We start from the raw sequence: 15094 nt of genomic DNA on the forward strand, positions 1-15094 counted from the left end.
CCGGTTTAATTCCCGACATTCAGTAATGCCAGATTGCCCTCCAGCACGGTGGTTTGTGCCAGATAGCGCGCCAGGCGAATTTCAGCCAGCGGCGTACCAAGACCGAAGGTAAAAATAACAAGCAAACTGTTAGTCAGCATCAGGCCAATAAACGCCAGAGGGTGTGCGGTTGATTTCAGTTGGATATTCTCGCCCAGCCGGGTTTTATTTAAGATATCATTGCGCTGCGCCACCGACAGCCAGGCGGTGGAAATTCGGCTGCCGACCAGCAATACCATCAATATCATGGTAAGACGGGTAATATTTCCCATCATCAGCGCAAGGCTCATCTGCCAGTCTCCGGCAAACAGCATGGCGTATAATAAGGTTAAAAACAGCGAATCAATCATTAATCCGGCAGCAATAATAAATGGCATGATAATTAAAATACTAATAAGTACCATTTTGATAAAATCGCGCCTAATCAGATCTGCCTTAAAGCGCCTGTTAGCGAAGAGCATATTATTGATATACAGACTGTAGTACAGAGTGGTAACCATCCCCTTCACCACCGCCAGCCCAATAATAAACATCACCAGCGCTAAGCCAGCCAATACCAGTGAACGGGTAAGGCTTTCGCAATCGCTCGCCACCAGCCCGACGATGCTCACCACCAGATACCACGCGATAAACAGTAAAAGCGGGCAGAGATACAGGCTCCAGTAAGCACGCGCTGGGCGGCAATGATAGTTAAATTGCTGGCCTCGATAGCGGCTCATCAGCGCATTGTAGCGCCAGCGATTAATAATCAGCCACGGCATCAGCGCCAGAAATACCAGTATAAAGATGACGACAAAATCCGGCATCGTCGCTGACAGAATAAGCAGTAATATCAGCGCGGCAATGACAATAATACGCCCTTGCAGAATATCCAGCGGGCGGCCATGATAAGTAAAGCGGTCGCCATCAATTTCGGTATTTTGATAAAAATAACGCCGACGATGAACGGTTGCCCAGGCGGAATAGATGCCCAGCGTAAGAATCGTCAACGTCAGATTACTCAGCCACAGCGCGAGGTATTCCGTACACTTACCATGAAAAAGCACCGCATGTTTTTGCGGAACAGCAGGATCGGTTGCCATAAATTTTCTTCCTGAAAATTAATTATCCATTAAATACGCCGCAGGCAGCGTCCAGCATGATTATTGATCCGCTTATTTAAACCGGGCGTGTCATCGACGACAATAGTCATTCTTATCAGAAATCACGCGCTGACGGGCACTGGCCAGCGCACAGATAAGCGCAACAGCATTGCATCCACCCGCCAGCGGTGTTATTAAAACACTCCTCTTTTGCAAAATTATTATCGAGTGAGCAGTATGACAACCGCAACTCAGGCTGACGTTCGGGTACGCCCCATTATGCCAACTGATAACCCGCTGATTGCTCAGGTCATCCGCGAGGTATCCGCCGAATTTGGTCTGACGGCTGATAAAGGCTATACGGTATCCGATCCAAATCTGGATCGCTTATTTGAACTCTACAGTGAAGCCAACAGCGCATACTGGGTTGTCGAGCTTGATGGCAAAGTGGTCGGCGGCGGCGGTGTCGCACCGCTGCTGTGCAGTGAACCCGATATCTGCGAACTACAGAAGATGTATTTTTTACCCGGCGTGCGCGGGTTGGGTCTGGCGCGTACGCTGGCACTACAGGCGATGGAATTTGCCCGTGAACGCGGCTTTCAGCGCTGCTATCTGGAAACTACCGCGTCGCTGACGCGCGCAATCAAACTGTATGAACAGTTAGGTTTTCGCCATATCGACGGTCCGATGGGATGTACCGGGCATGTGGATTGTGAAGTGACGATGCTGCGGGATTTGTAACGCAGAAATCCCGCAGCATTGACGCGGGCGTCGAAAACGACGCCCTTACAGTGGCGTCCCCTGCGGAACGCCACTGTGAAAACGCAGCTCGCTGTCGGGTTGCTGAATCAGTTTCGCTTCGGTTTCACCAATCTTTCTGACCCGCGCGCTGATCTCTGTCGGCGAGATTCGGGCCGCCAGCGCCAGATAATCCTGATAATGGCGCGCCTCTGAACGCAGCAGCGACAGATAGAATTTCTCCAGCTCCTCATCCAGGTAAGGCGCCAGGCTGGCAAAACGCTCGCAGGAACGCGCTTCGATATACGCCCCGCAGATCAGTTTATCCACCAGCGTATCCGGCTCATGAGTGGTGACCTCACGCAGCAGCCCTTTGGCATAACGGCTGGCGGTGATTTTGATATACGGAATATTGCGCGACTGCATAATTTCCAGTACCTGATAAAAATGGTGCAGCTCTTCTTTAATCAGCAGCACCATCTTTTCCACCAGCTCATCGGCATACGGCAAATCGCCACGGGTTATCACGCTTTTCGACAGGCTTTTATGCGCATCTAAAAAGTGCAGATCGTAGTTTTCGCTATGGACGAAGTTTTCGTAAGGTTTGAGCCACGCCAGCAGCGCATCACCGCTCTCTTTGTCGGCGACATACTTACGGATTAGCCAGATGGCGGTTTGTGCCGCTTTCAGCTCACACACCAGGTGGTCGGTCAGCAGGATTGGCAGATTTTCGGCTTTGCGCGCCTCATCAATCCAGGCTTGCGGCGTCGTGCAGTGTAAGAAGCGGTGGATTGGAGCAAGCAGTTCAGAATAGTTCATTACGCCAGATTAAGTTCAGGGGCGGCGTTTTCGCCGCCCAGGTTAATGGTCTGCACCCAAATTAGTGGCGAACGCCAGTATCGTCTTCGTCGACTTCACCCTCTTCACCCTCTTCGCCTTCGTCATCCTGAGCATCAGGATCTTCAAAGTAGGTGCCCCAGCCGTCGTAATCCACGTTGTACTTCGCCGCAAGGATAACCAGTTGCTCAACCTGGGCATCAATCAGCTCAGCGTTCAGCGCACCTTCACTGATAATGTCGCAGCACATCACTTTAGTGCCGTCATCCAGATCCAGCTCTTCCGGTTCACTCACCTCGTAACCCAGCTTGAACGCATCCACCGCCACTTTTTCCAGTGAGTCGAAATTGTTACAGGAAAGATGATGTTCAATGGCATAGAGCGCATCGGGATCGCTGCCATCTTCCAGCAGTTCTTCGATAATCAGACGCGTTTCTTCGCGCTGCTCTTCCAGCAATTCTTCGTAAGCCATGATCCTGTTCCTCAAAATATTCGACAGTAAGTTTGATTATTTTCCCACAGCGCCGTTCGCGCCACTACACAAAACGAAAAGTTTCTTTTGGTCAGGCTTGAAAATGCATATTCATACGGTTAAATTGAATTTAAATTCAATTAAAGTGACACACGGAGTGCTGTATGAGTCAGTTATATCAACGCCATTTCCTCAGGCTGCTCGATTTTACCCCCGCTGAAATCAACGCCCTGCTGGCGCTGGCCTCAGCGTTAAAAAGTGATAAAAAAAACGGTGAAGAAGTTCAGCATCTGAAAGGAAAAAATATCGCGCTCATCTTCGAAAAAGACTCGACTCGTACCCGATGCTCTTTCGAAGTTGCCGCATTCGATCAGGGCGCTAACGTCACTTATCTTGGCCCAAGCGGCAGCCAGATTGGTCATAAAGAGTCGATCAAAGATACCGCCCGCGTGCTGGGCCGCATGTATCACGCTATTCAGTATCGCGGTCACGGTCAGGAAATCGTGCAGACGCTGGCGGAATACGCCGGAGTGCCGGTGTGGAATGGCCTGACCAACGAGTTCCATCCCACCCAGCTGCTGGCCGATCTGCTGACCATGCAGGAACATCTGCCGCAGAAATCCCTGCGAGAGATGACCTTTGTCTATGTTGGCGACGCCCGCAATAATATGGGTAATACCATGCTGGAAGCGGCGGCGCTGGTCGGGCTGGATCTGCGCCTGGTGGCGCCGAAAGGCTGCTGGCCGGAGGAGGCGCTGGTCGCTGAGTGTCGCCAGGCGGCAGAAAAAACCGGCGGTAAAATTACCCTGACGGAAGATATTGCCGAAGGCGTCAACGGAGCTGACTTTATTTACACCGATGTCTGGGTTTCGATGGGCGAGCCAAAAGAGGTGTGGCAGGAGCGTATCGCATTACTGCGCAATTACCAGGTTAATATGGCGATGTTGCAGCAAACCGGCAATCCACAGGTGAAGTTCCTTCACTGTCTGCCGGCATTTCATGACGATCAGACCGCGCTTGGTAAGCAGATGGCAGAGCAATACGGCCTGCATGGCGGCATGGAAGTCACCGATGAAGTATTTGAATCCGCCCACAGTATTGTGTTCGACCAGGCTGAAAACCGCCTGCACACCATCAAAGCCGTGATGGTGGCAACGCTGGCAAAACTGCCGTAGCAATCGCCAGGCAAACGGTTACTTCAACGACGATTTTCGCTTGATGCGAAATTTTGATTCAGTATAATGCCCGACACTTTGCCGGGAGGAAGTATGTATCTGAGCACCTTTGAGATTACCGCTCAACCACGTCTGCTTGCAGGCGGTGCACCTTTTTCCTTCCGTTGCATACCCGATCTTAAAAAAAGCCCCTCATTGAAGGGGCTTTTTTTTGTCCGTTTTTCGGCACGCCCAGAGGAGAGTGAAGATGGCCAATCCGCTGTATCACAAACATATTATTTCGATTAACGATCTGAATCGTGCTGAGCTGGAGCTGGTGCTGAACACTGCCGCCAGCCTGAAAGCCCGGCCACAGCCAGAACTGCTGAAGCACAATGTGATTGCCAGCTGCTTTTTTGAAGCCTCTACGCGTACGCGCCTCTCTTTTGAAACGGCGATGCATCGTTTAGGCGCGGCAGTGGTGGGCTTTGCCGACGGCAGCAACACCTCGCTGGGTAAGAAAGGCGAAACCCTCGCCGACACCATTTCGGTGATTGGCACCTATGTCGATGCCATTGTGATGCGTCATCCGCAGGAAGGCGCGGCACGGCTGGCGACCGAGTTCTCCGGCGGCGTGCCGATTCTGAATGCCGGTGACGGTGCCAATCAGCATCCTACCCAGACCTTACTCGACCTGTTTACCATTCAGGAAACCCAGAGCCGCCTCAGCAACCTGAATGTGGCGATGGTCGGTGACCTGAAATATGGCCGCACCGTGCACTCGCTGGCGCAGGCGCTGGCGAAATTCGACGGGAACCGTTTCTTCTTTATCGCCCCGGACGCGCTGGCCATGCCTGCCTACATCACCGATATGCTGGATGAGCAGGGCATTGCCTGGAGCCGCCACGACACCATTGAAGAGGTGATCCCGCAGGTCGATATTCTGTATATGACGCGGGTGCAGAAAGAGCGTCTTGATCCGTCGGAATACGCCAATGTGAAGGCACAGTTTGTACTGCGCGCGGCCGATCTGATCGGTGCGCGCGACAATATGAAGGTGCTGCACCCGCTGCCGCGCATTGATGAAATCACCACCGATGTTGATGCCACACCTCATGCCTGGTATTTCCAGCAGGCGGGCAACGGCATTTATGCACGTCAGGCGCTGCTGGCGCTGGTCCTGAATCGCGAACTGACTCTGTAAGGGGAAACAATTATGACGCAGGATACTAAACTGCAGGTTGAAGCAATTAAACGCGGCACGGTCATCGACCATATCCCGGCGCAGATCGGATTTAAATTGTTAACGCTGTTTCGCCTGACGGAAACCGATCAACGTATTACTATCGGCCTGAACCTGCCTTCCGGCGAGCTGGGACGCAAAGATCTGATCAAGATCGAAAATACCTTTCTGACCGACGATCAGATCAATCAGCTGGCGGTTTATGCGCCGCACGCCACGGTGAACCGAATTGATGAGTATGAAGTGGTCGGCAAGATCGCCCCGACGCTGCCGGATCGCATTGAGCGGGTGCTGACCTGCCCGAACAGCAACTGTATCAGCCGCAGCGAGCCGGTTACCTCCAGTTTTGCGGTGAAAAAACGCCACGATGATGTTCACCTGAAGTGCAAATATTGCGAAAAAGAGTTTGCCCATCACGTGGTGCTGGCGAACTGGTAATCACTTTGGTGCCGCCTATAATGGGCGGACAATCAGCAAAAAATGACAGGAGAAACGATGTCTCGTGAAATCAGTACTGAAAACGCACCCGCTGCGATTGGCCCGTATGTCCAGGGTGTCGATCTGGGCAGCATGATCATCACTTCAGGCCAGATTCCGGTCGATCCGAAAACCGGCGCAGTGGCGGATGAGGTCTCCGCGCAGGCACGCCAGTCGCTGGAAAACGTAAAAGCGATCGTTGAGGCGGCTGGCTTGCAGGTCGGCGATATCGTCAAAACCACGGTATTTGTCAAAGATCTGAATGATTTCGCTACCGTGAATGCGACTTACGAAGCATTTTTCAGCGAGCATAACGCCAGCTTCCCGGCGCGCTCCTGTGTTGAAGTGGCGCGTTTACCAAAAGATGTGAAGATTGAGATCGAAGCGATCGCCGTGCGTCGTTAAAGATGACGGGAGCCGAAAACGGCTCCCCTACGCTTAATTGGCGCGTAATAATTTCTCTATCGGATAGACCAGCGCAATAACCACTTCATCCTGCGTTTTTGCCGCCTCATCCAGCGTAGCCTGCATCTGTGCCACCTGATGGGCACCAAATGCCCGATGGCTCTCAAACGCATTTACCAGCGCAATCCCCATCTCACTGATTTGTGCCACCTGGCTGGCGAGCGGCTGCATCGCCTTCAGCTGATAGTTACTTTCGATCAGCGGCATCACCTGCGGAATATTGCTCTGCCATCGTAACAGCTGCTGACGAATCGCCTGCGCCGCCTGGCTGTTGCCGCGATCGGCAATTAACGCATCGACCTGTTGATCCAACTGACGCACTTTATCGCTCTCCGCCGGTAGCGCATCGGCCAGACGATTAAGCGGCTCAAACTGGTGGTAATTACCGGCCTGGAACTTCAGGTGCTGACGGGTGTAATACTGTGCCGGTTCCAGCGCTTCACTGAAAATCTGTAGCGGCACGATATCGCTGCTGTTCGCCAGACGCATCATCTGGCTTTGCGTCTGGGCATGCTGCTGCAATCCAACCGATACCGCAGACCAGCGATCGACCGCCGCCAGCCGTCGGTACATATTGGCTTCGTCAGTGACGTCTTTCGCCGACCATAACCGTTCAGCCACCGCAAATGCCCGTGGCCACAGTTTGATATCCAGTATGCTGGCATTGATATTTTCTGCCCACAGCGCCGCCTCACCCCCCATCAGGTTTTCCTGCTGCTGTTGCTCATCCGGCACCACCGGCTGAATCCCTGTCGGAATCTGCGCCAGCTTGCTGCCAGTGGCCGGATAACGCACATTCCCGACCCGCAGATAACCGCTGAGCTGCTCTCCGCTTAAGCTGACCACCGGCTGCACCTCGCCCATCCAGCTGTCGACGCTAAAACTGAGCTGATTCGGTGACAACCAGTGGATATCGCGCACCATACGCCGCGACTTGCCGCTAAAGTCTATAAAACCGCGCCAGCCATCAGCGCCATCGATCAGCGTAAAACTGCCGGTGACCGCACTGCCTTTCAGCCGTGGCATGCTGAATTGCCAGCTTTGTGCATGTTCATCGGCGTGTAGGCGATCGGCCCCCTCCAGCCCGTGCGGAGAGACTTCATTGCGATAGTGATAAGCAGCCGGCTGCGGCTGATCAAGATAGAAACCGGTGGATAAAATACCGCGAAAATTGTCCTTCGCCACCGCACCGAACGCATCCTGCCCCTGCCACGACTGAATCAAAATAGATCGCGGCAGATCGGGATGATAAATTTCATCCCAGCCCACCATCTGACGCTGATGTTTTTCGAGGATCTTCTCGACCCGCGCATTAAACCAGGCCTGTAAGGCATGCTCATCTTTCAGATTGTGCTGCTGCATAAACTGCTGAATCTGAGCGGACGCCTGCCACTGGCTGGCATCCACTTCATCACCACCAATATGCAGATAAGGATCAGGAAAAATTTCGGCCATCTCCCCCACCAGCGTATCGATAAAGCGATAAACCTCGTCGCGGGTTGGGTCCAGCAGCGGTTTAAACACCCCCCAACCGCGTTCCATGCTGTAAGGGCCAGGCGCAGCGATCAGCTCCGGCATCGCCACGGCTATCGCTGACGCATGCCCCGGCAGGTCCAGCTCCGGCACCACGCGAATGCCGCGATCGGCGGCGTAGCGCACGATACTCTTCATCTGGTCCTGAGTGTAAAACAATCCATCGCTGGCTTGCTGCTGTAGCTGTGGATAGTGGCTCGAGGCAAAGCGCCAGCCCTGATCGTCAGTCAGATGCCAGTGAAATACGTTCATTCGCGCAGCGGCGATGCCGTCAATCTGGCGTTTAATGGTCTCCAGCGGCATAAAGTGACGCGCCGAGTCGATCAGTACGCCGCGCCAGGGAAAGCGCGGTTTATCACTGATGCTGACCAGTGGAATAGCGCTGTTCTGGCTGTCGTTCTGAATCAGCTGTAATAGCGTCTCCATGCCTCTCATGGCGCCGAAGCGGCTATGAGCATTGAGAGTCACCCCCTGCTCCGTCACATCCAGCCGGTAGCTTTCGTCACTGTCCGGCAGCGGTTGTGGATCGACCGCTTGCTCAATAATTATCCTGATGGTCGGATTCGCGACCTGCGCCGGTTGCGGTTCCAGCTCCCAGCCAGTTTGGCGCGCAATGCGCTGTCGCCAACGTTGTTCGGCACCGGCCAGATAATCACCGCTGATTTGCAGCGTCAGCTGACGATCCAGCACCAGCTTGCCGCCGCTGGCGGGTTGCTCAACCTGCTGTGGCCACGGCATTAACGGCAAATCGCCAGCCGGAGCAGCAAAAGTATGAAAGGTAAACAGTAACGAAGCGGCAAGCAGGGTATGGCGGAAATGCATCATTAACTCCCTTTTTAAGACGACGGAGCAAAAATCAGGCAGACCTCCATAAAACATAATTCGCGATTAACAGCAAGTTGGCGATGGCGAAACTTTGGCCTGCTCGTAAATTTTTGCAACATCCTTATTAACGGATTTACTTAACTTTTTTTCCGCGGCCGAGTGACGCTATCTTGTTGTGTCACGGTTATTTCTCGCGTCTTGATGTTCCCGGCTGACTTAATTTCAGACTGATTCCTGGTCAGCTTTGGTATCGAACCGCCAGTAACTGGCTAATCTTATAGGATGCAAAAAAGACCGAAGATACTGAACCGCTAATTGGGTGGAACATTTCGCCCCTTAAATTCAGGACTGAGCAATGAATAAAATTCCACCGTGGTGGCAGAACGGCGTCATCTATCAAATCTATCCCAAGAGCTTTCAGGATACGACCGGTAGCGGAACAGGCGATCTGGCGGGTGTGATTCAGCGACTCGACTACCTGAAATTGCTCGGGGTGGATGCCCTCTGGCTGACGCCGTTTTATATCTCTCCGCAGGTCGATAACGGTTATGACGTGGCTAACTACACCGCTATCGATCCCTCGTTTGGCACCCTGACCGATTTCGATAACCTGGTTGAACAGGCGCACAAGCGCGGTTTGCGCGTTATTCTCGATATGGTGTTTAACCACTCTTCAACCCAGCATCACTGGTTTCACGACGCGCTCGATCGCGAAAGCCCTTACCGCTCTTACTATATCTGGCGCGATCAGAGTGAAGCCGGTGGCCCACCCAATAACTGGCGTTCCAAGTTCGGTGGCAATGCCTGGCGCTGGCACGCCGAGAGCGGCCAGTACTATATGCATCTGTGGGCACCCGAGCAGGCGGACCTGAACTGGGAGAATGATAATCTGCGCGCTGAGCTTAAGCAGATTGTTAACTTCTGGGCCGATCGCGGCATTGATGGCCTGCGCCTCGACGTGGTGAATCTGGTTTCCAAGCATCAGGATTTCCCGGACGATCCTGCCGGTGACGGCCTGCGGCTGTATACCGACGGGCCGCGTATTCATGAATATATGCAGGAGATGAGCCGCGATGTGTTTCGCCCACGCGAACTGATGACGGTGGGAGAGATGTCCTCCGCCACGCTGGAGCATTGTCAGCGCTACGGTTCGCTGGAAGGTGAAGAGCTGTCAATGGTGTTTAGTTTTGACCATGTTGAAGTCGATTTTTATCAGGGTCAGAAATGGACGCTGACGCCGCTCGATCTGGTAGCGCTGAAAAATATCTTCACCCACTGGCAGCAGGGCATGCATAACGTAGCGTGGAACGCGCTATTCTGGTGTAACCACGATCAGCCACGAGTGGTTTCACGCTGGGGCGATGAGGGAGAATACCGCGTGCAGTCGGCCAAGCTGCTGGCGATGGCGCTGCACGGTATGCAGGGCACGCCGTATATCTTTCAGGGGGAAGAGCTGGGGATGACCAATCCGCACTTCACCCGCATCATCGATTATCGCGATATTGAAAGCCACAATATGTATGCCGAGCTGCGTGCGCAGGGGCGCGACAATGACAATCTGCTGGAAATTCTTGCCAGTAAGTCACGCGACAACGGCCGTACGCCGATGCAGTGGGATGCCAGCGAAAATGCCGGTTTTAGCGCAGGTACGCCGTGGATTGGTATGAGCGATAACTACCAGACGGTTAATGCCGAAGCGGCAATTGCTGATGAGAACTCGGTATTTTATACCTATAAGCAACTGATTCAGCTGCGTAAAAGCCATGGCATTCTTACATGGGGTGATTATCAGGATCTGCTCCCCGACCATCCGTATTTATGGTGCTATCGTCGGCAATATAACGATGAAACGCTGGTGGTGGTGGCGAACCTCAGCGGTGAAGCGCAGTCGTGGCAACCCGATGTATTCGCTGGCCGCTGGCAGGTATTGATGAGCAACTATGATGATGCTCGCCCGGCACCGGGTGAAATGATGTTGCGCCCCTATGAAGCGGTGTGGTGGTATCAGAAAGCACGCTGACAGTGATACCGGCGGCGTTTCCTGCCTTCATACCCTGCATAGCATCTTAACGGGAGTGGTAAACGGCTCCCGTTCGTTCTTCTGGTCAATTTTTCTCTCATCGAAAGCCGTTTGCCGATCTTTTCTGCCGCAATCATCAATCTTTGCTTTGCATCAACAAAGATGCGGATAATTACGATCAAAACACCACATATAGCGCTTACACTGCCTGTCAAAGTCTACATATAGATATTTCACTAACAGGAGAGCGGCGGTGGCAATAGTTGTGATCAAAAGAGATGGCTGCCAGGTAGCCTTTAACGAGCAGCGCATCTGCGCGGCGATTGCCAGTGCAGCGCGCGCGGTACAGATTGAGGATTACGACTATTTTGCCACCGTGGCGAGCCAGGTCAGCCGGAAAATTGTTGGCAAAGATCGCGTCGATATCCACGAGATCCAGCACGCAGTGGAAGATCTGCTGATGGCGGGGCGCTATCCACAGCTGGCACGCTGTTATATTGAGTATCGCCACGATCGCGATCGGGCGCGTGAGCAGCGCGGCAAGCTGAATAAAGCGATTCGCGGGCTGGTCGAGCAGACCGATCCGACGCTGCTGAATGAAAATGCCAACAAAGACAGCAAAGTGATCCCCACGCAGCGCGATTTGCTGGCGGGCATTGTGGCGAAACACTATGCGCAACAAACGATGTTGCCGCGAGATGTGGTCTCGGCGCATGAGCGCGGTGAAATTCACTATCACGATCTCGATTACTCCCCCTTCTTCCCGATGTTTAACTGCATGCTGATTGATTTAAAAGGGATGCTGAACAACGGCTTTAAGATGGGCAATGCCGAAATTGAACCGCCTAAATCGATCTCGACGGCGACCGCGGTTACCGCACAAATTATTGCTCAGGTCGCCAGCCATATTTACGGCGGCACCACCATTAACCGCATCGATGAAGTGCTGGCACCGTTTGTACAAGCCAGTTTTGCCAGGCATCAGGCGGTGGCAGAACAGTGGCAAATTCCGGACAGCACCGGCTACGCCCATGCGCGTACCGAGAAAGAGTGCTACGACGCCTTTCAGTCGCTGGAGTACGAGGTCAATACCCTGCATACCGCCAACGGGCAGACGCCGTTTGTCACCTTTGGCTTTGGCCTCGGCACCTGCTGGGCGGCACGTCTGATCCAGCAATCGATTCTGCGCAATCGCCTTGCCGGACTGGGTAAAAATCATAAAACCGCCGTCTTCCCCAAACTGGTGTTTGCCATCCGTTCCGGCGTTAACCACCAGCCGGGCGATGTAAATTACGATATTAAACAGCTGGCGCTGGAGTGCGCCAGCAAGCGGATGTACCCCGATATTCTTAACTATGATCAAGTGGTTAAGGTTACCGGCTCGTTTAAAACGCCTATGGGCTGCCGCAGCTTTTTGGGCGTTTATCAGCAGGATGGCGAACTGCTGCATGAAGGGCGCAACAATATTGGCGTGATCAGCCTGAATCTGCCGCGTATCGCGCTGGAAGCCGCCGGCGATGAAGCACGCTTCTGGACGCTGCTCGATCAGCGCTTGCTGCTGGCGAAGCGTGCCTTAATGACGCGTATCGCCCGGCTGGAAGGCGTGAAAGCGCGGGTTGCGCCGATTCTGTATATGGAAGGCGCGTGCGGCGTACGCCTGCAGCCCGACGATGACATTGCGCCGATCTTTAAAAACGGTCGCGCTTCGATTTCGCTGGGCTATATCGGCATTCATGAAACCATTAATGCACTCAGCGGCGGAAAAACGCATCTTTATGACGACGCCGCGCTACAGGAAAAGGCGCTGGCTATCGTCGCACGTATGCGTGATGCCACAGAGCAGTGGAAAGAGGAAACCGGCTATGGTTTCAGCCTCTACAGTACGCCAAGCGAAAACCTGTGTGACCGTTTCTGCCGTCTTGATGCGGCGCAGTTTGGCGTTATCAGCGGCGTTACCGATAAAGGCTACTACACCAACAGCTTCCATCTCGACGTCGAGAAGAAGGTCAATCCCTACGATAAAATCGACTTTGAAGCGGCCTACCCTCCGTTGGCCAACGGCGGCTTTATCTGTTACGGCGAATATCCCAATATTCAGCATAACCTGAAAGCGCTGGAAGATGTCTGGGACTACAGCTATCACCGCGTGCCTTATTACGGCACCAATACGCCGATCGATGAGTGCTATGACTGCGGTTTCAACGGGGAATTCGACTGCACCAGCAAAGGCTTCACCTGCCCGAAATGCGGCAATCATGATGCCAGCCGGGTTTCCGTTACCCGCCGGGTATGCGGCTATCTTGGCAGTCCTGATGCCCGCCCGTTTAACGCCGGCAAACAGGAAGAGGTGAAAAGGCGCGTCAAACATCTGGGCAACGGACAGCTGGGATGAATATCCATCAGTACTATCCGGTCGATATCGTCAATGGCCCCGGCACGCGCTGCACGCTGTTTGTCGCCGGCTGCGAACACCAGTGTCCAGGCTGCTATAACAAAAGCACCTGGCGGCTGAATTCCGGGGTGCCGTTGACCATCGAGATGGAAGAGAGGCTGATTAACGATCTTAACGACCGCCGTATTCCGCGTCAGGGGCTGTCGCTGTCCGGCGGCGATCCGCTGCACCCGGCCAATGTGGCCGATGTGCTGCGGCTGGTAAAACGGGTGCGCCGCCAGTGCCACGGCAAGGATATCTGGCTATGGACCGGTTATACCCTGTCGCAGCTGACGGTCGCGCAGCAACAAGTGGTGGCGGAGATCGATGTGTTGATCGACGGTAAATTTGTTCAGGCGCTACATGATCCCATGCTGCCGTGGCGCGGCAGCAGTAATCAGGTGATTCACTATTTACGCTGATTCGGCTGTAGATCGGCCGATTCGATCACGGTAATCTCCGCATTTGCGGCAGTAAATGCCTGCCGCACCATCACTTCAGCGACGTCACGCGCCTCAACCGCCCGCCAGTTTCCAGGCAACAGTTTAAACAGTGGCGCAAACAGCGATTCACCGCCGCGCTGCTGATGGCGTTCGCCTAGCAACAGCGAAGGCCGGACCAGCGTCAGCCGTGGCCAGCCCTGATGCCGGAGCGCATTTTCCATCTCACCTTTTACGCGGTTATAGAAAAATGGCGAGCGGGCATTGGCACCGTGTGCACTGACCACCAGCAGATGTTTAGCGCCCAGCCGCTGTCCGGTCAGCGCGCTGTCCACCACCAGCGTATAGTCGACATGAATAAATGCTTCTTTGCTGCCCGCCTGTTTACGCGTCGTGCCAAGACAGCAAAATACGAGATCTATCGGCGTTTCCAGCGGACGCAGTACGTCGGTTAAATCCTCTTCCACCAGATTGGTCACTTTGTCCTGTGCTGGCAAAGGCCGCCGCGTCGGAACAATAATCTCACTGACGCGTGGGTCTGCCACCAGCAAACGCAGTACATGGCCCCCCACCAGTCCGGTGGCTCCGGTCAACAATACTCGGCTCATGATGTTCTCCCTTTACTCTCAGTATAGTCTCGGTCAGAAACGATTTGTTACTGGCACAGTGTTAAGCTAACTCACTGTAAATCTTTATTTTTATAGATTAACTCATTATATGACATTGCTAACTCAGCATAGTTGTCCAAAATTAATAATGTAATCAATATAAACGGAGGAAAAGATGAGCAAGAAGATTGCGGTGCTGATTACCGATGAATTTGAAGACTCAGAATTTACCTCTCCTGCCGAGGCTTACTCCAAAGCGGGACATGAGCTTGTCACTATCGATACGGAAGCGGGTAAAACGGTAACCGGTAAGCAAGGTAAGGCAAAAGTGAAGATCGATAAAGGTATCGATCAGGTCGATGCTGCCGAATTTGATGCGCTGCTGTTGCCCGGTGGCCACTCGCCAGACAGCCTGCGCGGCGATGACCGCTTTGTTGCCTTCACTAAGGCCTTTGTCGACAGCGGCAAGCCGATATTTGCCATTTGTCACGGTCCACAGCTGCTGATCAGCGCCAACGCCGTACGTGGTCGCAAAATGACCGCGGTGAAAGCCATCGCCATTGATTTGAAAAATGCCGGTGCAGATTTCTACGATAAAGAGGTGGTGATCGACGACGAGAAACTGGTCACCAGCCGTACGCCTGATGATTTACCGGCGTTTAATCGTGAATCGCTGCGTATTTTGTCACTCTGACCGACAGCACGGGAGCCGAAAGCGGCTCCCGTCGTT

At 53.6% G+C, this 15094-nt stretch carries 15 protein-coding genes; 10 read left to right on the forward strand and 5 right to left on the reverse strand.

The window, feature by feature from the left end:
* Positions 1 to 5: 5 nt before the first annotated feature.
* Positions 6 to 1121: a YjgN family protein gene (locus ACP3TC_RS18930; protein WP_426817055.1), complete on the reverse strand. Its 1116-nt coding sequence runs from the start codon at positions 1119 to 1121 to the stop codon at positions 6 to 8.
* 237 nt (positions 1122 to 1358) lie between these two features.
* On the opposite strand from ACP3TC_RS18930, the gene ACP3TC_RS18935 reads away from it, so the two are divergent.
* A complete protein-coding gene (locus ACP3TC_RS18935; RefSeq protein ID WP_313855396.1) occupies positions 1359 to 1862 on the forward strand; it encodes a GNAT family N-acetyltransferase in 504 nt (167 codons plus the stop codon).
* Between the two features lie 45 nt (positions 1863 to 1907).
* Here the strand turns inward: ACP3TC_RS18935 and miaE are convergent, their stop codons facing one another.
* Both miaE and rraB read right to left on the reverse strand, forming a co-directional pair.
* The gene (gene miaE, locus ACP3TC_RS18940; RefSeq protein WP_426817056.1) at positions 1908 to 2678 is read right to left on the reverse strand and encodes a tRNA isopentenyl-2-thiomethyl-A-37 hydroxylase MiaE; all 771 of its coding nucleotides are present in this window, start codon (positions 2676 to 2678) and stop codon (positions 1908 to 1910) included.
* 61 nt (positions 2679 to 2739) lie between these two features.
* Positions 2740 to 3168: a ribonuclease E inhibitor RraB gene (gene rraB / locus ACP3TC_RS18945; RefSeq protein WP_313855394.1), complete on the reverse strand. Its 429-nt coding sequence runs from the start codon at positions 3166 to 3168 to the stop codon at positions 2740 to 2742.
* 164 nt (positions 3169 to 3332) lie between these two features.
* Here rraB and argF point away from each other — a divergent pair, with 164 nt between their 5' ends.
* The 5 genes from argF to ridA all read left to right on the forward strand — a co-directional run bounded on the left by argF (position 3333) and on the right by ridA (position 6447).
* Complete coding sequence (argF, locus tag ACP3TC_RS18950) at positions 3333 to 4343, forward strand: ornithine carbamoyltransferase (RefSeq protein WP_313855393.1); 1011 nt, start codon at positions 3333 to 3335, stop codon at positions 4341 to 4343.
* A 93-nt stretch (positions 4344 to 4436) separates the two neighbouring features.
* Entirely contained in the window at positions 4437 to 4631 is a 195-nt protein-coding gene (locus tag ACP3TC_RS18955) for a hypothetical protein (RefSeq protein WP_426817057.1), read from the forward strand.
* Positions 4591 to 5526, forward strand: coding sequence for an aspartate carbamoyltransferase (pyrB, locus tag ACP3TC_RS18960; RefSeq protein WP_313855392.1), 936 nt, complete (start codon positions 4591 to 4593; stop codon positions 5524 to 5526). Before ACP3TC_RS18955 ends, pyrB begins: the two co-directional genes overlap by 41 nt.
* Before the next feature lie 12 nt (positions 5527 to 5538).
* Positions 5539 to 6003, forward strand: a complete 465-nt coding sequence (gene pyrI / locus ACP3TC_RS18965; RefSeq protein ID WP_313855391.1) for an aspartate carbamoyltransferase regulatory subunit — start codon at positions 5539 to 5541, stop codon at positions 6001 to 6003.
* A gap of 57 nt (positions 6004 to 6060) precedes the next feature.
* Entirely contained in the window at positions 6061 to 6447 is a 387-nt protein-coding gene (gene ridA / locus ACP3TC_RS18970) for a 2-iminobutanoate/2-iminopropanoate deaminase (RefSeq protein ID WP_313855390.1), read from the forward strand.
* Positions 6448 to 6480: 33 nt separating this feature from the next.
* On the opposite strand, the gene ACP3TC_RS18975 is transcribed toward ridA, so the two are convergent.
* A complete protein-coding gene (locus ACP3TC_RS18975) occupies positions 6481 to 8862 on the reverse strand; it encodes a beta-N-acetylhexosaminidase (protein WP_426818303.1) in 2382 nt (793 codons plus the stop codon).
* A gap of 358 nt (positions 8863 to 9220) precedes the next feature.
* On the opposite strand from ACP3TC_RS18975, the gene treC reads away from it, so the two are divergent.
* The 3 genes from treC (at position 9221) to nrdG (ending at position 13738) form a co-directional block, all read left to right on the forward strand.
* The gene (gene treC, locus ACP3TC_RS18980) at positions 9221 to 10885 is read left to right on the forward strand and encodes an alpha,alpha-phosphotrehalase (protein ID WP_426817058.1); all 1665 of its coding nucleotides are present in this window, start codon (positions 9221 to 9223) and stop codon (positions 10883 to 10885) included.
* A gap of 253 nt (positions 10886 to 11138) precedes the next feature.
* Positions 11139 to 13277, forward strand: coding sequence for an anaerobic ribonucleoside-triphosphate reductase (gene nrdD / locus ACP3TC_RS18985; protein WP_313855386.1), 2139 nt, complete (start codon positions 11139 to 11141; stop codon positions 13275 to 13277).
* Complete coding sequence (gene nrdG / locus ACP3TC_RS18990) at positions 13274 to 13738, forward strand: anaerobic ribonucleoside-triphosphate reductase-activating protein (protein WP_426817059.1); 465 nt, start codon at positions 13274 to 13276, stop codon at positions 13736 to 13738. Before nrdD ends, nrdG begins: the two co-directional genes overlap by 4 nt.
* Here the strand turns inward: nrdG and ACP3TC_RS18995 are convergent.
* Positions 13726 to 14364 (reverse strand): NAD(P)H-binding protein, encoded by a 639-nt coding sequence (locus tag ACP3TC_RS18995; RefSeq protein WP_313855382.1) that lies wholly within the window; start codon positions 14362 to 14364, stop codon positions 13726 to 13728. The two genes, nrdG and ACP3TC_RS18995, sit on opposite strands and share 13 nt — an antisense overlap.
* A gap of 175 nt (positions 14365 to 14539) precedes the next feature.
* Between ACP3TC_RS18995 and ACP3TC_RS19000 the strand changes: the two genes are divergently transcribed.
* Positions 14540 to 15058: a type 1 glutamine amidotransferase domain-containing protein gene (locus ACP3TC_RS19000; RefSeq protein ID WP_426817060.1), complete on the forward strand. Its 519-nt coding sequence runs from the start codon at positions 14540 to 14542 to the stop codon at positions 15056 to 15058.
* The last annotated feature ends 36 nt before the right edge of the window (positions 15059 to 15094 follow it).

It is taken from the genome of Winslowiella sp. 2C04 (genome assembly GCF_050037805.1).
GTDB lineage: Bacteria > Pseudomonadota > Gammaproteobacteria > Enterobacterales > Enterobacteriaceae > Erwinia > Erwinia toletana_A.